Consider the following 24,852-nt stretch of genomic DNA (forward strand, 5'->3'; position numbering starts at 1 on the left):
ATACTCTAATGGTCTTACAGTTGCTCTCGCGAACCGTATCCTCTTACGAAACGGCATCCTCAGCCCGTTCTTCCCATGGATGCTGTGATATTACATACAGGTATTCGCGTACGCCAAAGTGGCAGGCTGCCGCTCACTTACGGTCATCTCAGCCACCTCCAGTAGTTGCAAGCAAGCTGATCTATGGTTAGGAGACGTAGCAACGTTCTAGATCGCTACGTTCACATGATTGAAGGGGATTGCATTCCTTTGCATGGAAACGTCAAAAGTTGAGCACACAACGCAGGTGTCTTTTGACGATTGCCAGCATACGTTTATTTCCACCTGTCCATACACTTTTCTACGGAATGTTCGGTCGCCCCATAAGCAGGGGATACGCGAGATGAACATTCCTCGTTAACTCAATACCGCGCCCTACCACGGGCGACAACCAGGTAAACCTACCGACAGCACCATTCACGCGCATAACTGTATAGATGGGTGAAACCGCCTGGCAGGCGCAATATAACAAGATAAATTACACCCTTTCGTGGGGGGATTCTCAGTGGAGGCATTTCAGGATGAAAAATCGTTACTATGTACAACCTTTAACCGAACAGGTCTATCTGATACGCGAACGTCAATCCGCCAGTGGCGGCCCAGGTCCTAATGATCCAATCATACGCTCATTTAGCGTCCGTCACGACGCTTATATGTATGCCAATAGTATGAATTCAGGAGCCGTAGAGCCACCAGTCCGCAACGATAAGCATCGTCCAGCATAGTCGGGTACATGAATGGTGCAAGGGCCAGGTATTATGCATCTTGCACCATTCACGCATCACGTTGGTTTCACAGGCTAAAAAGCTCTGGTTGTTCTTTCCTCTCCTCATACCAGTCCCCCCTCGCATTGATCTTCCGATTTACATCCTCTGATTACATCTTTTGGTTGAAGCAAAGCGCCGACTCGTTTGATATGTTCTCAATATTACTGGCTGCTGGCTCGTCATGGTCTTTATACGTCCACGTGTTGTCCCGCATAGATATCGTGAGCCGGAGAGCGAGGGTAGATTGAATGTCCTCTTTATCTAATTACAATATAGTGCCCAAAGGCGATCAAACGCCCACCGCGGCATGGACCAGGCGTTTTCTAATCGCGTTAACAATCGTCGCCTGGATGATTATCCTGATCGGTATCAGCTTTATCCTCAGCAAGATCCTGGGAGCGCTCATCACCCTGAGTATTTCAGCCCTCATCGCCTACGTTATCTATCCCCTGGTTAGATTGCTGGAACGCTTTATCCCCAGACCGCTCGCGATTTTAATCGTCTATCTGGGAGTACTACTGCTGCTGCTGCTGCTCATCTATTTTGTCGTTCTCACGGCTATCGGTCAGTTAGCGGCGCTCATCATATCCATCCAAAATAGCCTGCCAGATCTTCTGCAACGCCTGCAACCATATATCAACAAGTTGAGCAACGTCAACATCTCGCCCGGTCAGATATTGTCCTCTGGCGAACAGGTGCTCAATTATGTTTTATCGGTGGTGGGCAACGTTTTTCCGGTGGTCAATAGCATTTTCTTATTAATCATTAATTTGATTATTGTTACCTCTTTAAGCGTTTATTTTTTACTGGAGGGGAACAAGACGATTGACTGGCTACGTGAAAAGACGCCGCTACGCACGCGTGCCAAAGTCAACTTCTTTCTGGATACATTGCATAACACCATGGGAGGCTTTATACGGGGACAGATTACGCTGGCAGCGGTCATCAGTACGATCATGTGGATTGGATACAGTATTATCGGCGTACCATATGTCACGCTGATCGCGATCATTATTTTTGTCTTCGAGTTCATTCCCCAGGTTGGTTCCTATATTTCTATCGGCATTGCTGTCCTGTTAACCCTGGCCACCAGGGGATGGCAGACGGCATTGATCGCGCTCATCTTCTCAAGTATTGTACAAGGTGGGCTGGATGGGCAGGTGTTGGCGCCACGTATCCTGGGGCATGCCGTTGGCATCCATCCCATTATCTCTATCGGGGCCCTGCTGATTGGGGCGGACCTCTTTGGCCTGCTCGGGGCGCTGTTTGCAGCACCGATCGCGGGCGCTCTCCAGATCTTTGTACTGGCCTACTGGCGTTCCTGGGTCAAGCAGCATCCTGAGGAATTTCCTGAAAAATCACCTGGCAATGTCGCGGGCACGACACCCGGCACATCAGGGCCAGCCCCTTGATGAGAAGGGATGATCATCTCCCATACCACAGCAGCGCGCTCACAACACCTGGACAAACAGACAAATTCTTGTATGATTGATATCAGGCACTCCCTGCTGCCCGGCATGCAAACTGATCTGTTTTCAATAGTATGTATTGACATGGAAAGGATTATCGTGGCTTCTCATGTTGCCCAACTAGCATCAGCTCTACATGCGATCTCCGTCCTGGCGCTTCAGCAATCACCGCAGCCACTGCGGGTTGCCGTGATTGGTCAACCCGCATTCACCCCGCTTTCACTGGTGACGTCATTGATTGCCCATCTGCCCGCCAGTTGCGTGGTGGTAGCAGAGAATACAGGCAAGGTTGAGCAGCACGCGCTGGCCAGCGCACGCCGCTACGGCTACATCGTCGAGGAACATTCACTTGAAGAGAACATGCAGCCAGGCAACACGGCAGACGCGCTGGTACAGCCGGTCTCGATCGTCGTTGCGTTCTGGGATGGTATCAGTCAGGGTCCCCATAGCAGTGCCACCGTCGCGGCACGCCAGGCCGGTATCCCGGTCTTTGTGATCGCGCCACCCCCTCCACCCAATGCCCCCATCCAGAATACCTTGTTCTAGCGCGCGAGAGGTTAGGGAGTGAAACTTCCCACAAAGAGAAATCGTTTTCTAAACAGGGAAGGGAGATCCATGTTCTTCATTCACAAGAAGGTAAAGATCACGAGCCAGCAAGAATTTTCCACGCTTTCCACCTTTCCCTCCTACCAACAGATATGAGCCCTGCTGCTCATGAAGATAAGGAGAATTTCGCATGCAACAGACACATCAGCAGCCTGCCACAGCCAGCGGCACCTTTGCCATTGGTGGTGACTTGAATGTATATCGCCTGGGATTTGGGGCGATGCGCATCACCGGTAAAGGCGTCTGGGGCCCTCCGACTGACAAGCAGGAGAGTATCGCGGTACTGCGTCGAGCGCTAGAGCTAGGCATTAATCTGATTGATACCGCTGACTCATATGGTCCCGAAGTAAGTGAAGAGCTTATCGCGGAGGCACTCCATCCTTATCCTCAAAATCTTGTGATTGCTACCAAAGGCGGCTGGCGACGGCCCGGTCCGGATAACTGGGTACCGCAAGGGCATCCATCCCATCTGCGCCAGGCCCTGGAAGGCAGTCTGCGCCGATTGCGCCTCGATACCATCGACCTTTATCAATTCCATGTGCCCGACCCCAATGTCCCGTTTGAAGATTCGGTTGGTGAGATCGCCAAGATGAAGGAAGAGGGCAAGATCCGTCACGTCGGCCTGTCCAATGTCGATGCAAAACAGTTGGATCAGGCGCGCAAGATCGTGCCAATCGTAACGGTACAGAATCGCTATAACCTGACCGATCGTGGCTCTGAAGAGTTGGTCGACTTCTGTCAGCGCGCGGGCATCGGCTTTATTCCCTGGGCACCACTGACGGGTGGCGATCTGGAGGAGCCGGGCAGTCCACTCGAACGTATCGCGCAGCAACACCAGGCCCAACCAAGTCAGATCGCTCTGGCATGGCTCTTACAGCGTTCCACCACCATGCTGCCCATACCAGGTACAGCATCGGTCAAACATCTGGAAGAGAACGTGCTGGGGGCCACCATTAAGCTGACACAGGGAGAGTTTGATATACTGAACCAGGCCAGCAAATAAGTACTTGCCCGACAAAAAATCAGCCTGCTAAAGACAGGACCAATGTCTTACAGAGCAAAAGGGGTACCTATCTATATGGAATAGGTACCCCTTTTGCATAGCTTGCGATATAAGCTGTTTTATGAACGACGAGGAGGCTGGGATTGTGTTGGTCGCTGTGGCTGCTGGAACTGTGGATTTCCGGAAGACTGACTCCAGGGCTGCTGTGGCTGCTGGAACTGTGGATTTCCGGAAGACTGACTCCAGGGTTGCTGCGGCTGCTGCGGCTGCTGGAACTGGGCATTGTTCACCGGCTGATTCCAGGGTTGCTGCGGCTGCTGGAACTGGGCATTGTCCACCGGCTGGTCGGTGTTCGAGGCCTCATGCGCGAGGCGGGCGCGACGATCATTGCGCAGATGGCGCCAGACGTACAGTACGACCAGAACAACAATGGCGGCGACAATCACATATTCAAAGCTCTTATAATATGGTTCAATGGTCGACATATTGCCATTGAGAACCACACCGGCGTAGGCCAGCAATACGCACCAGGGGAAAGAGCCAATAAAGGAATAGATACAGAACTTGGTAAAGGACATCTTGGTGATACCAGCGGGTAGCGAGATATAGGTACGAACCACCGGCAGTAAGCGCGAGAAGAATGCGGTGGGGCTACCCCAGCGCTGGAAAAAACGATCTGCGATATCGGCATCATGATGTGAGATCAGTACGTAGCGCCCATACTTTAACATCAAGGGACGGCCACCTTTGTAGCCAATCCAGTAAGCGATGGTTGAACCGATCAGGCACCCTAACGCACCGGCCAGACCCAACGCAATAATACCCATTGGAGTGCTGACTCCAGGGAGAATTTTGTGCTGCGCTAATAAGAGGCCCGCCACCGGCATGACGATTTCGCTGGGTAGAGGAATACAGCAGCTCTCAATTGCCATTGCCAGAACAATACCTAACAGGCCAGTCGAGATATACAGATTAGTGATAAACGTTGTTAAGAGATCCATGAAATGGGCCACGTCTGCCTCCTTCGTAGAGCTTGCGATTTTGTCTCATACTAGCACATTTTATTGAAAGAGGCCAGAACCGTTAGTATCTCAAAAGGAGGTAGAATAGTCTACTCTTCATCGTGGCTGCTGGTCAGATTACGCGAGGAGCGGCGTGTTATCGGTGGCTCTAATTGCTGCGCCAGCTCATCCTTTAAAGGGTCATCCTCATACATATACGGTGCACGCCGTTGGAGCGGCTTCTTCAAATCGGCACCCATAAAATCTGGCGGAAACACGTCGGTTTCGGGATCCCTGTATTGGTACTTTTGGGCGCTTATATCCTCATCTTCCGAAATCGCCCGATAAGGACTATTGGGTGATGGATTGGCATCAACGATGCGCCGCCCACGCTGGGTATAGCGATAAGGGCCATCGGTATCCTGAAGCTGCCTGGTGATCTGGCGATAACCATGTGAACTGGGTGGCTTGCGAGTAGAGTGCTTATTCGTCAGAGGAGATGATGGACGACGCGAACGGTATCCCTGATAGTCGTCTTGCGCGGCATCTTCTGAACGCTGCGATGCTTCCTGTCGCGCGATGCGCAACGCCTGCGATTGAAACTGGCTGCGCGTCATCTCCGGTTGGTAACCCGGGAAACCAGGATTGGGCAGGCGACGTGTTGTGTGCCGCCGACTGGGAGTCTCTCCATCGCGTGGCGTTAGCTGACGCGGTGTAGACCTGGGGCGTTGCGTTGAAGAGGGTCGATACGCCGGATATTCATCTGAGGCCAGGTTGCGTGGAGATGGGGGAGGCAATTCTCTTCTGGTTGGAGCTGGGAGATAACGGCGCTCTTGTTCATATTCCTCATACTCGTCTTCTTCACCCCATACACCACGATTGCGCGGCGTATACCCATCGTCTTCCTCGATCCAGATCGTTCGCGCCAGGCGCTCAGGGACCTGCCGATAGACATACATACCAGAACGGGGCTCTTCCTCAAACTCTTCATCCTGCAAGCGTATACGTTCTTGCTCTTCATGGCGACGAGCGAGAAACGAAAAAAGTGTTAAAGAGATTGGAATACTTAGAAGTAGTGCCGCCAGGCCACCTATTAACCCACCAAGAACCCAGGAATTGAGGGTGTTTGCATACCAGAGAACAACTGCAGCCCCTACAATAAGGACAAGTGCCGCAGCAACAGCCTTTAACAAAGGCTCGCATCCTTTCTGAGCTTCCACAAAAAATTGAGGCTCACAACAGAATAAATCCCTACTAACATAGTAATAGAAGTATAGCAGAATAGATCAAAGAGTACAAGAGCATAGGTCGTTCAGGAGGGGCTTAACAGATAATAACAGGCGCAAGTGCATACAAAAGTGCATTCTATATCTGTTGGAAGGCAAAACAGATAGAGACGGGAGCAAGATCATATTACCCGGTAGCTATGAAAGCGTACCGGTGATCTTTGATTCCCGTCTATGATGAAAAATCGCGCCGCTAAAGCTAGCAAGGGGAATAATCAGTTCTACAGCTGAGCTTTCAGGAGCTCAGGCAGCACTGATGCACTGACGGAAGATCGCTACGACCTTGCCTTGAATCTGCCATTCACGATCCCAGATACTCCTGGGAATCAAAATGGGATCCAGCTCTGAGTTCGCTGGCTGTAGACGAACCCGGTCGTGATCTTTTTCCTGGAAGAAACGCTTTAAAGTAGCGCTTCCGCTTACCCCTTCTTGCATATGAACCGCCACGACGATATCGCCATTCTGACAGGTCTCCTGGCGCTTAATCACCACGTAGTCTCCGTCACAAATGTGATCTTCAATCATAGAACGGCCTCGTACAACCAGAGCGTATGAATTTTCGGTATCTACCATGTTATGGCCCATATCGACTGTCTCAGAAGCCCCCTCGTATATATCCAGGGGCTCACCTGCTGCGATTGTGCCCATGACAGGGATACCTTGAGTCTGCTTGGTAAGTTTGATACCACGACTCTTCTTCGCCTGACGAGAGATCAAGCCCTTCTTTTCCAGCATGGTAAGATGATAATCAACGTGGCCAGTACTGGCAATGTTAAGTTCGCGGCCAATCTCGCGATTTGTGGGGGGCATCCCCTCTGATTTCATGTAATTTACAATGAAATCATACATGCGGCGTTGTATTTCGCTGGCTTGCTCCAACGACATAGTATGGTCTCCTGCCTTTCTGAACACCTCAGCTAACTTCCCCACACAGCCAAAAACTAGAACGACTATTCCAGATGATAATACCACAACAGCATAGGCAATACAAGCTTTTTTTGAACGGATTTTTCAAACAGACATTCTTATCAATCTTCAGGACTTGGCAGTAGCTGCTGGTTTTGTTATACTCCTTGCAAAGGAACATTGAGATACACGAAGCTGTCCAACGACGCGTTAACATTTGCGTCCTATGCTTTACTAGGTGTACAATAGATGCATTGGGTATTCGACGGATCCACGCACGAAAGAAAGAGTCAGAAAAACTATGGTAGAGATGACAGTTGAGAGCGTGCGCATAAACCTGGCTACGCAGCAGCGAGTGGTCATCTTAAAAGCAACGAAACAAGAGCGCTATCTCTTCATTTGGATAGCGTATGCGGAGGCATATGCTATCGCCGTCGAGCTGCAAGGAACCACTTCGCCGCGACCACTGACGCATGACCTTCTTAAGAACGTCATTGAAGAGCTTAACGCGAAAATTGTAAGTATCGTAATCTCTGATTTGATCGATGAAATCTACTACGCTCGCATTGTCCTTGATGTTGATGGTCGACATGTTGAGATCGACTCTCGACCCAGCGATGCCATCGCGCTCGCGGTACGGGCCAAAACTCCCATCTATGTTGAGGAAAGTGTCCTGGAGCGTGCTGGTGTTGTTCCTGAACAGAATGAAGAGCCGCAACCCCCGAATGTGCGATCAGAGACGAAGCAGGAAGATGAGGAGGAGGAAGAGCAAAACCTGGATGCCTATCGCGACTTCATTAATAGCCTGGACGTCCTGGACGAATTTGGTAAAGACTAGTTCGCTCTGTCCACCGTTTTCCTTACGTTACTGCCCTGGCTGGTAGCCCTGTCTATGCCTATATGCGCATAAATGATCATCTTTAAGATATGGACCAGTATGCGCGAACAGAAGCCATAGAGCACGATCGCCAGGAGTGTGTAGGGCTCGATGCGAGTAAAAAAAGCCTGATGCAGTGGGGGAAGTAGCATTTGCACAGGGAGCAGCGCCATATCGCTGATCTGATAGACAGTTCCCACCCATCCACCATCCGGTGCGAGATTCCATGCTTTGCATACAAAACGCACAAGTAGTAGTATTTGTATGCCCACAAAACATAACCCAACCTCCAGGGGCAATAGACGTAGCGAGAGGGTGCTTATACTTTGCGACAACCTTTGCCCCCATCCCATGGATACAGGCATTCCTTCTTGTCTGCCTGGCTGTGGGAGATTTGCACTGGTCGCGGTGGCTGGCGGTACGGGATAAAAGGTATGGTTTGTCGCATGCGGAGCCGGGATGGTATCATAACCCGACGAGGTCGGATATGCAGGCGGAAAAGACGCGGGGCCCGGAAAGAGATCATGCGGCACAGGTTCTGTTGGTTGATCATGTTCGTCTATCTTTGGCGGCTTCTTCTTCAGCATCCAGATTCCCATGCGCGTTCAATTCCTCAATCTCTCAGGCCCGGCAGTGATTGCATTCGTCGCTCCCCCTCCTGTTGCGTGGGCAGAAGGGATAAAAAGGCGAAAGCCATCAGGCCAGATATCTCTCTAATATATCTTCATACGTTTCACGTCGTTCCATGATAACTATCTCTGCTTCGTCAACCATGAGTACTGCTGGCCGAGGGACAAGGTTATAGTTGCTGGCCATTGGAAGACTATAGGCGCCAGCGGTCGGCAGACAGATCAGATCTCCCTCGTGCAGCACAGGTAGCTCAACCTGCTCGATCAGCATATCCCCCGACTCGCAATAGCGGCCTGAAAGACAGTAGGTCTGGCTGGCTGGCTCCATGACATGTTCAGGTGCCAGGGCCGTATAGCGAGAGCCGTAGAGAGCTGGTCGGATATTATCGCCCATGCCACCATCAACAAAGAGATAATTCACGCCCCCCGGCGTCGCCTTCGTGGCTCCAATGCGGTATACAGCCATTCCCGCGCGCCCGACCAGTGAGCGACCCGGTTCCAGAATCAGGGTTGGCATAGGTGCCGGCAGTGTTGGTCGCAGCGCCTCAACGGTCCGTTGCAACGCTCGAGCCAGCAGCGCGATCGGGGGCATCTGCAATGCGTCAACGGTCTCGATGCCCCAGCCACCACCCGGACTGATCTCCTCCGGCCACCAACGGGTTTCCTGATAGATCTCACACGCCAGGGATAGCAGGCGCTCCACACACTCTTCATAGGGACGTGTCTCGCGCAGCAAAGTCCCACTATGGGCATGAATTCCGGCCAGGTCCAGTTGATCATCGCGCAGGATGCGTAACAGAGCAGCTTTCGCGTCACCAGTGGCCAGTGGAAAACCAAATTTGGCGGTCGCATGTCCAGTCTGCAAATATTTATGCGTGTCGGTATCGATATCCGGCGCGACACGCACCAGTACCGCCGGACGAGTCGCCGTCTCCCGCGCGATGCGCGTCACGCGCTCCAGTTCGCTCCAGTTATCAAGTACGATACGGCCCACACCCAGCTCTACCGCCATACGCAGTTCCGCCTCCGACTTATTGTTGCCATGAAAAGAGATACGCTCCATGGGAAAAGAGGCGTGCCGGGCAACTTGCAGTTCGCCCCCTGAAACGACATCCAGCCCTAATCCCTGTTCCATACATAACCGTGCCAGCACCGGAGAAATATATGCCTTGGAGGCATACAGGATACGTACAGCCGATGCGGTATAATCAGTGGAAAAGGCCTGCCTGTAACGTGCGCATGCACTCATCATCGTCGCCCGATCAAAAATATACAGCGGAGTACCATACATACGTGCCAGGTCGCTCAGCTTTCGACCAGCGATCAACAATTCACCTTGCGCAGAAATAGTAGCCGTATCAGGAAGCAGTTCGGCAGCGGGTAAACGCGAAGACATAAACGATAACCTTTCCAGGAACCTTTGCTAAGAAAAAGGAGACGGACATGCTGTTTTTCGCATGCTATCCAGCACAGTTATGCTATGTTACAATAGATCGGAGATGTAGTAAAGAAGTTGAAGGAGAACCATTCTTCGTATGACACAGATTGACAACCGTACGGAGGGGCAACTAAAGCCGGAGCAGACTCAGGTGCCCCGGCTGCGTTTCGCACCTAGCCCCACCGGATTTCTACATATTGGTGCATTTCGGACCGCCCTCTTTAGCTGGCTGTTTGCCCGGCACAGTGGCGGCAAGTTTATCCTACGCATTGAAGATACAGACCTGGCACGCACTGTAGAAGGAGCGGTTGAAGATTTCACCAGTGGTCTGGAATGGTTGGGGATGGATGTTGATGAGGGTCCAATCATCGGTGGTCCCTATGGCCCATATTACCAGGTGCAGAGGAAGGCTCTCTATCAGCAGTATGCCAGCCAGCTCATCGAGTCCGGACACGCCTACCGTTGCTATTGCACACCCGAGCGCCTGGACGAGATGCGCAAAGAACAGATCGCCAATAAGCTGCCTCCCCGCTACGATCGGCGTTGCCGCTATCTGACACCCGAGGAGCGCGCGGCACACGAAGCGGCGGGCGAAACCTGGACGGTACGCTTCGCCATGCCGCTGGAAGGTGAGACCGTTGTGCATGATATGCTGCACGGCGATATGGTCTTCAAAAATAGCGACCTGGATGATACCGTTATCCTTAAGACAAACGGCCTGGCCCCCTATCACCTGGCACACCTGGTCGATGACCATCTGATGGGTATTACCCACGTCCTGCGCGGCGAGGAGTGGATCTCCAGCGCGCCACGTCACGTGCAGATCTATCAGGCCCTTGGCTGGGAGCCCCCGCTGTTCTATCATGTACCCAACGTACTGGGGAAGGACAAAAAGAAGCTCAGCAAACGCCGCAATGCTCCTTCCTGGTCCGATTATAAACGCGAAGGCTACCTGCCAGAGGCCGTCTTTAACTTCCTGGCTCTGCTCGGCTGGGCCTATGATGACCAGACCGAGCTCTTTACCAGAGAAGAGCTGATCAAGGCCTTTACCCTGGAGAAGATCGGTATCTCATCGGGCATCTACGATCCCGAAAAGCTGCTGTGGATGAACGGCGTCTATATCCGTAAGCTCAGCCTGCAGGAGCTGGTGGAGCGTACGCTGCCATACATGGAGCGGCCGGAGGCCGAAGGAGGTTTGCCCGACAGCATCCAGCGTCCACTGGATCGTGACTATACGACGCGCGTGCTGACACTTGAGCATGAGCGTCTGAAAACACTGGGCGAAGCTTCATACGTCGTTTCTTTCTTCTATGAGAAAGAGATCGATTATAGCCTGGACATCTTAATCCAGAAAAAAATGGATGCCGCCGGCACCCGGGACGCCCTGATAGAGGCGCGCGACCTTTTGCATAGCCTGGATAGCTGGGAACATACGCTGCTGGAGGCGCAGTTACGCGAACTGGTCGCCAGACTCGGTCTCAAAGCGGGCCAGCTCTTTGGCACGATCCGCACCGCCGTCAGCGGGCGCACCGCCACCCCTCCTCTCTTTGAGATGATGGAGGTCCTGGGTCGCGAAGTCTGTATGCAGCGTATCGATCAAGCCATCGCCAAACTGGAACACAACAGTTAGAGAGACATAGTACAAGCAATAGGGCATCCATCATGGATGCCCTATTGCTTAGCACGGTTCTCACAAAGTTGAGGGCATATGATTAATAAAGATTACATCCTCCGCCTGGCCGAGCAGATCGGCTACGAGCTCTCGATCCTGATCGGACTGCGCAAGCGCAACCGCTTTCAAGATGAACTCATCGCCATCGATAACCTTCTGCTCAAATATACGGGACTGACCTCACGCTTTATCAACTCGCTTGCGGATGAACTACTGTTGCAGAGCCTCTCTCCCCTGGGCAAATTGAATGTCGACAGCGCCCTATGGGTAGCCTCAATGCTGAAAGAGGAGGGCGTAGCCTATGACGGGTTAGGCAACAGTAACGAGAGCTATTATCGCTATACGAAATCCCTCTATCTACTCCTCGAACTGCTCTATCAGGAACATGTGGGTAACGACTCACCGCTCTACAACGATGCGGAGGAGTTAATTCACAAGCTCGCCGACTATGCATTGCCCGCGCATATACAGCAAAAGCTGTTTCGTTACTATGAGCAGCGAGGCATGTACGCTCAGGCGGAGAATGTTCTCTTTGATCTGCTGGAGCAGCATCCCTCCCCAGAGGCCCTGCAGGCGGGCCAGGAATTTTACCAGCGCCTGCAAAAGAAGAGCAGCACTGACCTTGAGCTGGGCGATTTTTCACAGGAGGAAGTGCAGGAAGGTCTCGATCAACTACAACGGTTTCGTTGACCTATCCCGAGCAGGAACTATAGCTATCTCACTGGACAAATACCGCGCATATTGTTTACACTAACTTAACATCCATTAATAGTCCCTTAAACATGACCCAAGAAGAAAGTTAGTGTAATTCATGGCAACAACCCGGGCAAATACCGTCTTTTTACCTCGAAGAGGAAAGCATGTGTCTTCAGAAAAGTCTTCACAGCTCGTCTATTCGACCGTCGCCAGCACGTGGCGCTGGATGTGGCCGGATACTCTTATGCGCATCATCCCTATGGCTCTGGTTCCACTGGGCTATATCGCCATTTTCCACCTGCCACTGAGCTTCCTGGGGCTCACCCTGACCAATGTGCCGCTCCACCTCTTGATTGGTCTGCTGGTGGGAATCGGCATGGCGGCATTCGCGGCTACTTATCGGATGTTTATCGTGGGCCGCTGGTTCCGTAAACCTACGGCAGCCGATCAATGCATTCAAACATTCTTTTATCTTTTTATTAATGGACCCGTCGAGGAGCTTTTCTTCCGGGGATTTATGCTGGCCGCAGTCGTCCAGTGGACCCATTCGCTCTTCCTGGGCTGGCTGATCAGCACTGCCGTCTACACCCTCTATCATCGCCTGGGCAAATGGAACTGGCGCAGCGTTGGCGGAGTCGGCCTGGCTGGCCTGGTTTTTAGCCTGGTCTACCTCTTCTTACCCGGTCCCCATTCACTGCTGGCGGTAACAATTGTACATGGCTTTACAACCAGCGGCTTCCTGAGTTGGGGCGATGAGGTACTCTACCAGAGATGGAAGCGCCATCAGGCAAAAGCAGCATAATGTGGTACTATTAATAAATAGCCTGTGACGAATTTGAGCACTAAAACGTATTGGTGGTAGGAATAAGCAGTCAAAGCCAGCCATTCCATCAGATGAGCCGTAGGTCGTTCAGGTCGAAAAACAGCGTTCATGAGGCTTATTCATCCGTTTACACAAAACATCCCCTGAATCAACACAGGATAGACAGGGAACCATCATCGTCTATGGGGGACTGGAACGTACACCAAAACAGGTAGCATGAGCCAGTTTAGGAGCTTAATCTATTATGCTATGCTTGTTACCAACCAGTGTACGGTTCGTCTACCCATTAGGTACAAATATCTATGAAAAGATATTATCTATGTCTGGAGGTTCTCATTGAAAATCTTAGTTACAGGTGGGGCAGGTTTTATTGGCTCCAATCTCTGTGAACGCTTACTTGATGAAGGACATACTGTTCTCTGTGTTGATAATCTCATAACCGGTTCCATTGACAATATTCACGCATTCATTGACCATCCTCATTTCACGTTTTTGCAACATGATGTGACCCAGCCATTTGAGAGCGAGCCCGAGGTGATCTTTCACCTTGCCAGCCCGGCCAGCCCGGTTGGATATCTGGAACATCCCATCGAAACCATTCTGGTCAATAGCGTTGGCACCCATCGGATGCTAGAACTGGCGCGCAAAAACAACGCTCGCTTCCTGATCTCTTCCACATCAGAGATCTATGGCGATCCTCTAGTCCATCCTCAGAGCGAGGATTACTGGGGCAATGTCAATTCGATCGGGCCACGGGCCTGCTATGATGAGAGCAAACGCCTGGGCGAAACACTGGTTATGGAATACTATCGGCAGTATCAAACCAATGTTCGCATCGTGCGTATCTTCAATACCTATGGCCCCAATAGCGCCCTTGAAGACGGTCGCATGATCCCTAATTTCATCATACAGGCGCTAAAAAATGAGCCTATCACCATTTATGGAGATGGCAGCAAGACACGCAGCATCACCTATGTAAGCGACCTGGTCGAAGGTTTGATGCGCGCCATGTTTAGCCCCAATACGACTGGTGAAGTGTTTAATCTGGGAAGCTCCGAGGAACATACCGTGCTGGAATACGCACAGATGATTATCCGCCTCTGCAATTCTTCCTCCGAAATTCGCTTTGAAACCAGCCGCGTCGATGATCCCGAGCGCCGCCGCGCCAATACAACCAAGGCGTACCAGGTTCTGGGCTGGGAACGCAAAGTCAGCATGGAAGAGGGCCTGCGCCAGACGATCGAGTGGTTCAGCAAGCGGATTGGTCAGTATTCAACTATTTCCTGAGTGCATATCCCTGCTTTGGCTGACATAGCCGGAAGTGTGATGGCAACGAGATGTTTTTTTTCGGAATACGAACAATAGAGACAGAGGGTAACGATAGTGCCTGGCAACCGTCATATCAGTTCAATCCGAGACGTACTCTATTAGCCATAGCCAGGAATATACCACCCCGATATTTGATCACGTATCTACCCTCTTCCATTGAGGACGCCAACAGGCATGTTCTCTGTCCTCACCAGGTACAGGTGCCGTCACTGGCACCTGTACAGCGCGCACCTCTTCGTTCTCCACCTCGATGGAGAAAACAACCAATCCTATCCATCTTATTATCGCTCAGTCCTGGAAGACAGGAGACGCAAAAGTCGTTTTTTAGACAGTGGCAGTATACTGGGTAGAGGCGGCGCATAAACAGCTACGTTTCCCGTTTATGCCTTGCCTGATGACAGTACGATGTAGTGCGAATCTGTAATAGCCAGAAGATGTGGAGGATGTCGTCTTGGTTCGTGATGATGACGAGGCCCGGCGTATAAGCCAGGTTGCCATAGATGGTGAACAAATAGCACCGTCGACACATGCAAACACGATAGAAAATATATCTGACGTTACACAGTCCGAACGTGAGACGACGGACAAACAGCCTGCACAGGAAATCACCCGCGATCAGCTCGCGCTGGGCAAGCGTCTCTTGAACTGGCGAACCCTGGTGCCACTGGCGTTTGTGATCGTTGCCCTGGTCATTGTGGCCCTCAAAGCAAATATCAATCCTCAGAAAACATGGGCGGCAATCAGGCACGCCAATCTCATCTTCTTTCTGTGCGCATTTTGCATTTATTATCTCTCCTTTGGCCTGCGCGCCTGGCGCTGGAAGTTTTTGCTCGAGAACGTTGGCTTTAAACCTGAAAATGGCATTCATCTCCCACGCCTACCAAAATTGGTGGAGATCGTCTATATCTCGTTCTTCGCCAATGTGGTGGTGCCCGCCAAATTAGGGGATCTCTACCGCGCTTACCTGCTGCGCCAGGAAATCAATGTCTCAACAACGCGCAGCTTCGGTACAGTCCTGGCGGAGAGGCTACTGGACTTAATTATACTGCTGCTGCTGTTTATTCCGGCCGTCCTGATCAGCCTACACCAGAATATGCCTCCCCAGATCGCCCTGGGCATGAAGATTCTGCTGATCGCGGTGGTCATTGGTATTATCGGTCTATTCGTCTTGCGCCAGGTGCGTGAGCCGATCGCCAAACTTATACCAGGGCGATTTCGTGAACAGTACTACCATTTTCAAGAGGGGACGCTGGGCTCGTTCCGCCGCTTACCGCAACTGACCCTGCTGACCATGGGAGTATGGAGCTGCGAAGCTCTGCGCTTCTTCTTCATCGCCCTGGCCTTGAACCTGATTGATGGCAATCTCCTCCACATTCTGACCGCCTCAATCTTTATTGGACTGGGAGAAGCACTCTTGACGGTCATCCCAGCCACAGGCGGGGGCGTGGGGCTGGTCGAAGGAGGCATGGCGGCGATGATCGCCCTGTTCTATAAGGGCGTGGACCTTGTCAATCAGACGGCCGCGGCCATCTTGCTCGATCGTATCATTACCCTGTTCAGTATCCTGGTGCTCGGCTTCATTGTGTTTATCATTGCCTTTGGCAAAAAAGCTGCCCAAAAAAGGTGATCCGGGAACCATCACACCTTGACACAAGGAAGTACCTACACTATAATTTTGGCGCAGGTCCACGAAGTAGTTATAGCATGTAAATGCAATTCATCCTACTTTAAACCAGGCCGTGAGAGGGGGGGATCTGGTGACGGAAGTTAAAATCGGTAGCAACGAGATGTTTGAGACGGCGCTGAAGCGCTTCAACCGCAAAATTCAGCAGGATGGTATCCTCGCTGAAGCACGCCGCCGCGAGCACTATGAAAAACCGAGCATTAAACGCAAAAGAAAAGAAGCTGCCCGACAGCGTAAGGCCGCACGCAGAGGTTAAACTGGGTGCCCCGGATTACGCGTAAAGTAAGGCAGTACGTTTTTGTCTGAGAGGCATTCAAGATGCTGTCCTGGCTCTCTATGATGCCTCTCAAAAACGTGCCTCGGGTAAACATACTAAGCTTCTCTTTCTACTCAAGCAGAGCATCTTCCACACCCTCAAATACAAGCGCATTCCTATTTTTGAGGATTTTTTCATGCAAGAACATCCAGCCATCGAGTTATACCTTAATCTCAGTGATGAAGCACAGGCCGCACAGGCAGAACAGGTTGTCTCCGCCATCGACCTGGATGAGGTAGTCAACTCTACATTGCAGGCGGCCGCCATTACACAATCCGTCATGCTCACCTTGCTCATTACAGATGATGCTGGCATTCAGGAGATGAACAGGCAGTATCGTGAACAGGACAAAGCAACGGATGTGCTGTCATTTCCACTTTTAGAGCAACCCATCGTTCAGGCACCAGCTGAACAATTATGGACACCCCAGGATAGCGGAGACGGTGAGGAGCGGGCATCCACCCCGGCATTTGTCACACCACCGGGTATGGCCACCAACCTTGGCGACATCGTCATCTCCTGGCCCACAGTGCAACGCCAGGCGCGGGAGGCCGGTCATGAGGAGACCACCGAGTTCGTCTACCTGCTTTCTCATGGTGTACTGCACCTGATCGGCTATGATGACCATACAGAGTCTGGCTACCAGGCCATGGTGGCGATTCAACAGGCGGTACTGCAAAAACTGGGGCAAAAGGCGTATCGGTCATGAAACAGCCGGAACAAGCCCCCAGGCCTCCGCTGCATAAGCATACCTCTCGCAATGAGCTAAGCAAGTTTATCGCAGGTTTCGGCTTTGCCTTCCAAGGACTCTGGTATGCTATTCGCACGCAGCGCAATATACGCGTGCACCTGACTATGGCGGTGCTGGCGATTCTGCTGGGTGTGCTTCTCCATATTTCGTCCATCGAATTCGCCCTGGTCTTTATCGCCATTAGCGGGGTCTTTATCGCGGAAATGATCAATACGGCGATAGAGCTCTGCATCGATCTGGCCTCACCCAACTATCATCCCCTGGCGAAAATTGCCAAGGATGTGGCGGCCGGAGCCGTATTGGTGAACGCCATTCTATCAATCATCATTGCCCTCTTCATCTATGGGCCTCATCTATGGGCTCTGCTCTTCCTTACGCGCTAGCGAGCACCCTATCTCTGTTCCATCCCGGTCACAAGATGATGAAGTCGGTCAACAAACATAGAAAGATGTTTTTGTATCTATGTCCTTTCTTGCCAACCCTCTGATCGCCACTATACTCTGGGTGGTGGTTATTATCTTCTTTGTGCTCATCATTGCCATGCGCATTATGAGGGCGCCCACTGAGAAACGGAGACAGATCACCGTGGAAACCATCCCGACCGTACTGGGCTTTGTGGTACTGATGGTGTTAATCCTCTTTTTTCCAGGCATCTTTGCCTATGTGCGAGATCTGATTGTGCATAAACACTAAAAAACAAAGTTTTCATGTGAAGAGGGCGTTGCGGCGGGTGGACACGTCCATCCGCCGCAACGCCCTCTTCACATGAGTGATCTTTATTTGACGCGCTCAACGTATTGGCCGGTGCGGGTATCAATACGAATGCGGTCGCCAGGATTGACGAACAAGGGTACGTTGACCACCGCTCCGGTCTCCAGGGTGGCGGGCTTGGTAACATTGTTGGCCGTATCACCACGTACACCGGGCTCGGCGCTCTCAACGGCCAGTTCCAGAAAATTCGGCAGCTGCACGGCGATGATGTTTTCTCCATCGACCAGCATCTCAACCACATCTTGCTCTTTCAGGAATTTGATGGCGTCACCCAGCATCTCCTTTGGAATCGGCTGCTGATCAAAGGTTTCGGTGTTCATGAAGACATAATCATCTCCATCGATATAGAGAAATTGCCAGTTTTGATGCTCGACACGTACCTCATCAACATCTTCACCGGCACGAAAACGCTGCTCAATCACACGACCGTTTTTGAGATTTTTTAAGCGCGTGCGAACAAACGCACGCCAGTTTCCTGGACTGACATGATGGAATTCAGTAATTGTCCAGAGATCATTGTTATAGCGAATAACCATGCCGTTACGAAAATCGGCAGTAGTTGCATTAGCCAAGGGAGTAGTCTCCTCTCTTTATTCTGATATTATTTGTTCCTGCAACGCATGATGCGACGGCATCCACTCGCAAATAAAAGGGAATAACCGACGCTAACTTGCATACGAAAATTATGCCCGCTCCGACACAAAGATGCTGGCCGGTTGACCAAGCACCACAAAGACAACTTTTTTCTGTGTCTTCCACCCATGCTCCTGGATGATGCGATCCCACAGGCGGTCGTCACTGGTTAGCGAAACCATCAAACCGCCTGGAGCGAGCACGCGATCGAACTCACGTATTAATGCAGTATACAACGCTTCGTTATCTTCACGCGTACCGATCTGCTTGCCAAAAGGGAGATTGGTGATGATACGCGTCACAGCGGAGGCTTCCAGGGGAAGCGCGCGCGCATCCCAGGTCTTCAAGCTCACGTTGACCTCAGCCGCGCGGGCGTTGCGCCGTGCCATGCTAACCGCCTGTTCGCGGATGTCGCCACCCAGTTCTCGCATTACCGGGCTCAGCAGGGCTCGCTCGATGAGGATTGTGCCAGCGCCACAGAGGGGATCCAGAACGATATCATCAGGAGTGGGTTGAGAGAGCCATCCCATAGAGGCCGCGACGGTAGGTCGCAGGGAAGCGGGCAGGTGCTGGCGTTTGTAGGCTCGATGGCGCATCGTAGCATCACTGAGTCGCACCCCGATCAGAACATCGCCGCCCCCTAACCAGAGCCAGACCTCCAGGTCCGCGTCATCTTCAACCAGGCGCATACCACGCGGCATGCTTTTGCGTAACGCATCGATTACCGCCTGGCCCGCGTCGACGCGACGGAAATCGTAGGAGCCGACCATCTGGCTGACAACGCGCCATGTCCTGGGATGCGCCCCGTGATGTCCACGGCGCCAGCTCGCTATCGCATTAGTAAGGTCGGCATTGAGGGTGGCGCTATGTAAGACACGTAACGCATCGGGTCCGCGCCGCAACCCCTTGATATGGGCCAGCGCCACAAAAACGTCCTCAGTCGTACGCAGGTCCAGCAGGTTCTCAGGGAGTTCCGGGGTCTGAAAGAGCGCGATGCCGCGCATAAATTTCACCAGTGCAGACTCGGGTAGGGTGGCGCGAATCTCGCTAAACGCCAGCGTTTCCAGCCCGGGCATAGTCATTGCATAGAAAAGATCTGACATGTATCCTAATTTTCTTCCCACCATGCCGCGTTCAGCGCGTCCAGGTAGGAGTTGGGGTTTTCTGCTGTTATCTATCAGCGTGTCATAATACCATAGACCTCCTGATCTCGCAATCCCTGCCGCCCACGCGAGGCATGTCATGCTCTGGCTGATCGCGCTTTCCCCACGGACAGGTAAGGGTCGCTACGTGAGCAATTCAGTCACGACGGCAATTTCCTGAGAATATTTCGCCAGACGCTTCTTTTTGAGATTTTCGCGCAGGATCCAGTTTATGTCGCTATCATTCCATACAGCGCACTCGCGCATAAAGGCAAAACATTTGGCGGGCAGGGCAGCCGCGACAACGCTCAAGGTATAGCCCAATGTACGGCGCAAGATGCGAAAATCTTCGCATTTGCGCTCTGACACAGGTACCTGCAAGATATGCTCAAGCACCGTACGTTGTAGTTGCAAGGCGCCTTCGGCAAGTTCGGTGCCATAGAGCAGACGCGACTCGGAGATAGAGGCGATCGCAGCCCTCTGCTGCAAAAAGCTATCACTGGTCGCTAATTGGGAGAGATATGACATGGTCATCGAGGCATCAGCGCTTAAGAGATGTTGAAAAGCTGTCGCGACGGCCTCTCTGATAGGCCCCGAAGGGCTACAGGCATAGTGGCAGAGCATGCCAGCTACCTGCTCACGCCATTCGCTCTGAGTGGCGGCGCAGGCTCCAGCTGCGATTACACCGCAAAGGATGATAAACTCGGATTGCACATCGTCAGCGGCAAGTATCCCATCGTGGCTAGCAAATGTATATATGAGGGAAAGAACATTGTCGCGCTGTTTCGCACTGGCCGCGGCTAATAGATACGCAAAATCATTAGCCAGTTCAAAGTTAGGCCTGGAACCAGGAAGACGGCTATGCTCACGCAAATAAAACTCAAGCGGGCGATGGTGCCCGGCAATAGCTCTCTCAACCAGAGAAGATAATGTATCGTGCATCTCAATTATCCTTGCCTCAAAAAACAACCATGGCTCTGGTTTGACTATTTCGACCTGCGCTATGCAATACCTTCAGGCATATGCCTGTCCTGCACATATTTCCACCCCTCAACTCACTTACCTCCATCCCCTCTTTAAGAAAAATCAGGGCATTGCCACACTCATCATTTTACCATACATCTCGCAATTTTAGGCTTATTTTCCCGCACAAAATGCCGCATTAACATTGACGTGAACGTTAATGATATGAGATAATAAGCTGTTACCAGTTAGCGGCATAATGAAGGTTATTCCAGGTCTTTTCGAGTGCCGGTTCCATTCCATGAAATCTGATACAATGAGTTACGCGTAGGTGCTCGCTTCACCAGAGGCAAGGCATGTCTATCAGAACCCGACAGCGAATATGTAAAAGAGGGTCAACCGCAATGACACATCCAGATGATGACGAGCCAGATCCAAACACAACAACACAGAACTATTATTCAATCGATCAGGTAGCAACGCATGCCCGGCTGACGAAGCGCACGCTGCGCTATTATGAAGAGATGGGGCTGCTCCCCCAGGCTGAGCGTACCGAAGGTAATTATCGGCGCTATACCGAAGAAGATTTACAGCGCATCATGTATATCAAGTCGTTGCGTGAACTGATGGGCTTTTCATTGGGTGAGATTCGTAAGTTCCTGCAGGCCGAAGACGAACGCGAGCAGGAAAGGACAGCATTTCGCCAGGGCGCGGATACCCAGCAAAAGCTACTGCACCTGGATCGCTCTGATGAGATCATTCGCGAGCAATTGGTGCTGATTGAGCAGAAAATGAATGGGCTCAAAAATATGCAGCAGCAGCTATTCGAACGCCTGGAAAAGCATGCACGCAAGCGGCAGGCGCTACAAGAGGAGGACTCTTAGCGCGCGGTTTCATGTGACACCAGAGCACCAGCGTGATACAATAAAAAGCAAATTTTCAGAAATCAACAGAGAAAAGTATAAACGCATTTATGAGTAACTGGCTCATCTATCCGCTAACGATTGCCGATCAGCAGCAACACATTGAGCTTAGTGAGCAACTTTTGAGCAATGTTCAACCTGGTGATCCTGCCACCATTTACTGGTCGCTGGCCCAGCCCACCGGATTGGTACTCGGATTTTCTCAAAAGGAAAACATCCTCAATCCAGCTGCCCTGGCGGCTGGATCGTTTCCTATCTATCACCGGCGCGCCGGGGGAACCGCTGTACTGGTGGGACCAGGCTTGCTCAGCCTGGATGTGGTGCTGCCGGTCGATCATCCCCTCCATTTACCCGACCTGGTTGAATCATATCGCTGGTTCGGCGAATCATGGGTAACCACGCTGGCCCAGCTGGGGGTTCAGACGCGCATGGTTACACCAGAGGAGGCCCATGCGCAGCGCGCGCTGCGCCGGCAACCGGAGACCAGGGAATATGAAATGTTGATGAACCGCGCCTGCTATGGCTCCCTTTCTCCCTACGAGGTAGTGGTGGGCCAGCGCAAAGTGGTTGGCTTCGACATGATTCGCAGGAGGTGCGGCAGTCTGCTCCAGGCGGGTCTGCTCCTGCAATGGGATAGTCAGTTGCTGGCATATTTATTAGGCCACACGCCGGCAGAACAGCAACTCCTACAAAAAGGTCTGCTTGAAAGGGCTGTGGGATTAGATACCCTGCTGGAAAGTGTTATTACATGTGACGAGGTGATCAATACCTTTGAGCGTGTCCTCATAAACGATGAGCGGCAACGCCTGGTGATTGATCCATTATCCTCTTTTTAAATGCAATGAAAGGTTTTTTTATACCATGGGAGATCGAACTGCTCAGGGCGCAGTCGAAATGTTGACTGAACCCGATTACGAGGCGATGGTAATTGGAGCACATCCAGATGATAATGACTTTGGTACGGCAGCGACCTGTGCGTTGTGGGCCAGCCAGGGCAAAAAGGTTGTCTGGGTTGTCATGACCGACGGTACAGAGGGTAGCGAAATTCCCAGCCAGAGCGATGAAGAGTTGATGCTACTACGCGAACAAGAACAGCGAGCAGCCGCTGAGGTCTACGGCATTAAAGCGGTTGAGTTCCTGCGCAATCGTGATGGCCATCTGGTCAATAGCGAAGATACGCGCCGCGCTGTGGTCAAATTGATCCGCAAATATCGTCCACGCGTTATCTTCACCCATGATCCAACGTCTCATATCATGGCTCCTGATCCAGATGAGAAGCCAGATGCGACCGGGTACCTCAATCATCCCGATCACCGGGCGACCGGCAACATCGTGGTGGATTCCATTTTCCCGTTCGCGGGCAATCCTCGCTCGTTCCGTGAGCTGCTGGCGGAAGAACTCCAGCCCTATCGCGTACATGAAGTCTATTTCTTCGGTAGCACCCAGACCAATACCTATGTTGATGTCACCGAGAGCATCGATAAAAAGGGCCAGGGCCTGATGTGCCACAAATCCCAGTTTAATCCCGATGATAACGATCGCATGGCTGAGCGCATGCGTGAGCGTGCCGCCTCGGTTGCGAAGGACGCAAAAGAGAAAAAAGGATTGGAGATGCGCTATGCGGAATCCTTCCGCCGCATGAAGCTGCATATCCCACCCGCACCCAAAGAAGATACCGTTGTGCCAGCAGGCAGCGAAGAGTAAAATAGAATTCCACCTAATAAAAGGGAGTGGCATTGAAGTCCTGCAGGACTTCAATGCCACTCCCTTTTATTAGGTGGAATTACTTGCTATTCTTTGGAGTCACCACTACGGCGAAGCCGCGCCAGAGAGATAAGAATTTCGCACGCGACATCGAGGTTTGATTGAGGATGGAGGAATCAGCCAGGTACACCTGATCACCATTACCACCACGTATAACCAGAATATGTCCACCGGGGACAATCGCTGAGGGCGGAAAACTGACGATCACTGGACGTCCCTGGTTGGCGATCTTGATGACTTCGTCAAGGGACGGATTGTTCAGGTGGGTTGCCTGGAAACCAAAGCGGTCAACCGTGGCATCGATACCGCTGGGCTGCAGCAATCCGAGATCGGGCGTGATCTGGTGAAGATTGGCCTCGACCTTTAAGATATCGGTAACGCGGAAGTGGTGCCCACTGTAGGAGTTGATCACTTCGGTCATCGATGCGGCCGAACAGGCGGACGCAGCCCACGTATCAAACTCGTTCTGGGACTGATACTGATCAACCGACATCTGGTTAAGCCGGATCAGCGCTTTGGAAGCTCCTACAACACCCACAAATGTCGGCTGCGAGGGATTGCTGGCGGGTTTGGAAATGGGTTTGGGGGCCGGCTCCGGCATGTCAGAAGTGATAGTGTTCCAGAGCGAGGGGATAGTGCTGGATGGTGCGGACAAGAGCGGTTGCAGCGCGATCATACCAGCGCCGAAAAGCGCGATCAGAATTAAGCAGATACCTAACCAAGGGGTTGCTTCACCTCGCCGAGGCTGGATCAGTTGTTTGACATTCAATAAAGCTAAAATCTGCGTCCAGCCACCAGCTACAGGAGAAATAGATTCAACTATTTCATAGGCCGCGTAATTCGTCTGCACGCGCGGCTGCTGTAGACGTGCGACACGCTGGGTCCGTGCGGGCTGCAGCTTGCGCATGCCGGTATCGATCCCATATATCTGACTATCGGCCCCGCGGCGATTCATTCGTGCCCGCGCTGCTTCCCGAGAAGCATATGAGGAACCCGCTTGTTTCTGTTCAGCGGCATTGGCTCGCGGCGAGAGGAATAATCCTGCAACTACTAGCGTAAGAGCAATAGCCAACAGCATGAGCAGGACAATAATCATTAATAACTCCCCTGATAACGTAATGTTCTACAATTGAAAGATATGCCATACATCCGGCTTGACATCAGCGGCTGAAAGCGTCAGGCAGCAATAAACGCCAGGATGTATAGGCACAACTGGCCGCGCTCCAGAAACATCTCAGATAGGCTTTTATATAAGAGCACATAGCACAATATGATACTTTGAAGCTAGTGAACATACTACCGAATAAATATTACATCCACCAATTTCAATGCATCTATTCAAGCTACTCTATATGACATTTGCT

General features: G+C 51.9%; 26 protein-coding genes. 17 read left to right on the plus strand and 9 right to left on the minus strand.

All coding sequences use genetic code 11. The features are described 5' to 3' along the window. The first annotated feature begins 560 nt into the window (after positions 1-560). The 4 genes from AABA21_RS18335 (at position 561) to AABA21_RS18350 (ending at position 3,884) form a co-directional block, all read left to right on the plus strand. Positions 561-764: a hypothetical protein gene (locus AABA21_RS18335; protein ID WP_338252689.1), complete on the plus strand. Its 204-nt coding sequence runs from the start codon at positions 561-563 to the stop codon at positions 762-764. Positions 765-1,054: 290 nt separating this feature from the next. Further along, entirely contained in the window at positions 1,055-2,218 is a 1,164-nt protein-coding gene (locus AABA21_RS18340; RefSeq protein WP_338252691.1) for an AI-2E family transporter, read from the plus strand. A gap of 156 nt (positions 2,219-2,374) precedes the next feature. Next, entirely contained in the window at positions 2,375-2,821 is a 447-nt protein-coding gene (locus AABA21_RS18345) for a hypothetical protein (protein ID WP_338252693.1), read from the plus strand. Positions 2,822-3,011: 190 nt separating this feature from the next. Next, entirely contained in the window at positions 3,012-3,884 is an 873-nt protein-coding gene (locus AABA21_RS18350) for an aldo/keto reductase (protein WP_338252695.1), read from the plus strand. A 119-nt stretch (positions 3,885-4,003) separates the two neighbouring features. Here the strand turns inward: AABA21_RS18350 and AABA21_RS18355 are convergent, their stop codons facing one another. The 3 genes from AABA21_RS18355 to lexA form a co-directional block, all read right to left on the minus strand. Further along, entirely contained in the window at positions 4,004-4,897 is an 894-nt protein-coding gene (locus tag AABA21_RS18355) for a DedA family protein (protein ID WP_338252696.1), read from the minus strand. A 98-nt stretch (positions 4,898-4,995) separates the two neighbouring features. Beyond that, a complete protein-coding gene (locus AABA21_RS18360; RefSeq protein ID WP_338252698.1) occupies positions 4,996-6,078 on the minus strand; it encodes a hypothetical protein in 1,083 nt (360 codons plus the stop codon). Positions 6,079-6,414: 336 nt separating this feature from the next. Then, positions 6,415-7,056, minus strand: coding sequence for a transcriptional repressor LexA (lexA, locus tag AABA21_RS18365; protein WP_338252700.1), 642 nt, complete (start codon positions 7,054-7,056; stop codon positions 6,415-6,417). A gap of 322 nt (positions 7,057-7,378) precedes the next feature. Between lexA and AABA21_RS18370 the strand changes: the two genes are divergently transcribed. Then, on the plus strand, positions 7,379-7,915 hold the full coding sequence (locus tag AABA21_RS18370) for a bifunctional nuclease family protein (RefSeq protein ID WP_338252702.1): 537 nt from the start codon (positions 7,379-7,381) through the stop codon (positions 7,913-7,915). Here AABA21_RS18370 and AABA21_RS18375 read toward each other — a convergent pair. Both AABA21_RS18375 and lysA read right to left on the minus strand, forming a co-directional pair. After that, positions 7,912-8,553, minus strand: coding sequence for a hypothetical protein (locus tag AABA21_RS18375; RefSeq protein WP_338252704.1), 642 nt, complete (start codon positions 8,551-8,553; stop codon positions 7,912-7,914). The genes AABA21_RS18370 and AABA21_RS18375 overlap by 4 nt on opposite strands. A 97-nt stretch (positions 8,554-8,650) precedes the next feature. After that, a complete protein-coding gene (gene lysA / locus AABA21_RS18380) occupies positions 8,651-9,979 on the minus strand; it encodes a diaminopimelate decarboxylase (protein ID WP_338252706.1) in 1,329 nt (442 codons plus the stop codon). A gap of 139 nt (positions 9,980-10,118) precedes the next feature. On the opposite strand from lysA, the gene gltX reads away from it, so the two are divergent. The 9 genes from gltX to AABA21_RS18425 all read left to right on the plus strand — a co-directional run bounded on the left by gltX (position 10,119) and on the right by AABA21_RS18425 (position 17,985). After that, positions 10,119-11,651 (plus strand): glutamate--tRNA ligase, encoded by a 1,533-nt coding sequence (gltX, locus tag AABA21_RS18385; protein ID WP_338252708.1) that lies wholly within the window; start codon positions 10,119-10,121, stop codon positions 11,649-11,651. A gap of 78 nt (positions 11,652-11,729) precedes the next feature. Beyond that, positions 11,730-12,383, plus strand: a complete 654-nt coding sequence (locus AABA21_RS18390; protein WP_338252710.1) for a DUF6483 family protein — start codon at positions 11,730-11,732, stop codon at positions 12,381-12,383. Positions 12,384-12,555: 172 nt separating this feature from the next. Then, positions 12,556-13,191, plus strand: a complete 636-nt coding sequence (locus tag AABA21_RS18395) for a CPBP family intramembrane glutamic endopeptidase (protein ID WP_338252712.1) — start codon at positions 12,556-12,558, stop codon at positions 13,189-13,191. A 357-nt stretch (positions 13,192-13,548) separates the two neighbouring features. After that, entirely contained in the window at positions 13,549-14,499 is a 951-nt protein-coding gene (locus AABA21_RS18400; RefSeq protein WP_338252714.1) for a UDP-glucuronic acid decarboxylase family protein, read from the plus strand. Positions 14,500-14,992: 493 nt separating this feature from the next. Next, positions 14,993-16,168: a lysylphosphatidylglycerol synthase transmembrane domain-containing protein gene (locus AABA21_RS18405; RefSeq protein ID WP_338252716.1), complete on the plus strand. Its 1,176-nt coding sequence runs from the start codon at positions 14,993-14,995 to the stop codon at positions 16,166-16,168. A 130-nt stretch (positions 16,169-16,298) separates the two neighbouring features. Continuing rightward, positions 16,299-16,481: a 30S ribosomal protein S21 gene (gene rpsU / locus AABA21_RS18410; protein WP_126594919.1), complete on the plus strand. Its 183-nt coding sequence runs from the start codon at positions 16,299-16,301 to the stop codon at positions 16,479-16,481. Between the two features lie 196 nt (positions 16,482-16,677). Next, positions 16,678-17,250: an rRNA maturation RNase YbeY gene (gene ybeY / locus AABA21_RS18415; RefSeq protein WP_338252721.1), complete on the plus strand. Its 573-nt coding sequence runs from the start codon at positions 16,678-16,680 to the stop codon at positions 17,248-17,250. Then, the gene (locus tag AABA21_RS18420) at positions 17,247-17,675 is read left to right on the plus strand and encodes a diacylglycerol kinase family protein (RefSeq protein ID WP_338252723.1); all 429 of its coding nucleotides are present in this window, start codon (positions 17,247-17,249) and stop codon (positions 17,673-17,675) included. The genes ybeY and AABA21_RS18420 overlap by 4 nt, the downstream gene beginning before the upstream one ends. Positions 17,676-17,754: 79 nt before the next feature. Continuing rightward, the gene (locus tag AABA21_RS18425; protein ID WP_338252725.1) at positions 17,755-17,985 is read left to right on the plus strand and encodes a hypothetical protein; all 231 of its coding nucleotides are present in this window, start codon (positions 17,755-17,757) and stop codon (positions 17,983-17,985) included. Positions 17,986-18,068: 83 nt separating this feature from the next. Here the strand turns inward: AABA21_RS18425 and efp are convergent, their stop codons facing one another. The 3 genes from efp to AABA21_RS18440 form a co-directional block, all read right to left on the minus strand. Then, positions 18,069-18,635 carry an elongation factor P gene (gene efp / locus AABA21_RS18430; RefSeq protein WP_338252727.1) on the minus strand — a complete coding sequence of 189 codons (567 nt, stop codon included), beginning with the start codon at positions 18,633-18,635 and terminating at the stop codon, positions 18,069-18,071. 111 nt (positions 18,636-18,746) lie between these two features. Further along, positions 18,747-19,799: a THUMP domain-containing class I SAM-dependent methyltransferase gene (locus AABA21_RS18435; RefSeq protein ID WP_338252729.1), complete on the minus strand. Its 1,053-nt coding sequence runs from the start codon at positions 19,797-19,799 to the stop codon at positions 18,747-18,749. Between the two features lie 183 nt (positions 19,800-19,982). Beyond that, entirely contained in the window at positions 19,983-20,780 is a 798-nt protein-coding gene (locus AABA21_RS18440) for a hypothetical protein (RefSeq protein ID WP_338252731.1), read from the minus strand. Positions 20,781-21,205: 425 nt separating this feature from the next. Between AABA21_RS18440 and AABA21_RS18445 the strand changes: the two genes are divergently transcribed. The 3 genes from AABA21_RS18445 (at position 21,206) to AABA21_RS18455 (ending at position 23,428) form a co-directional block, all read left to right on the plus strand. Beyond that, on the plus strand, positions 21,206-21,685 hold the full coding sequence (locus AABA21_RS18445; protein WP_338252733.1) for a MerR family transcriptional regulator: 480 nt from the start codon (positions 21,206-21,208) through the stop codon (positions 21,683-21,685). 89 nt (positions 21,686-21,774) lie between these two features. Continuing rightward, positions 21,775-22,560: a lipoyl protein ligase domain-containing protein gene (locus tag AABA21_RS18450; protein ID WP_338252735.1), complete on the plus strand. Its 786-nt coding sequence runs from the start codon at positions 21,775-21,777 to the stop codon at positions 22,558-22,560. 25 nt (positions 22,561-22,585) lie between these two features. Next, positions 22,586-23,428 (plus strand): PIG-L deacetylase family protein, encoded by an 843-nt coding sequence (locus tag AABA21_RS18455; protein ID WP_338252737.1) that lies wholly within the window; start codon positions 22,586-22,588, stop codon positions 23,426-23,428. Positions 23,429-23,507: 79 nt separating this feature from the next. Here the strand turns inward: AABA21_RS18455 and AABA21_RS18460 are convergent, their stop codons facing one another. Beyond that, positions 23,508-24,584 (minus strand): C39 family peptidase, encoded by a 1,077-nt coding sequence (locus AABA21_RS18460; protein WP_338252739.1) that lies wholly within the window; start codon positions 24,582-24,584, stop codon positions 23,508-23,510. Positions 24,585-24,852 lie beyond the last annotated feature (268 nt).

It is taken from the genome of Dictyobacter halimunensis, assembly GCF_036245075.1.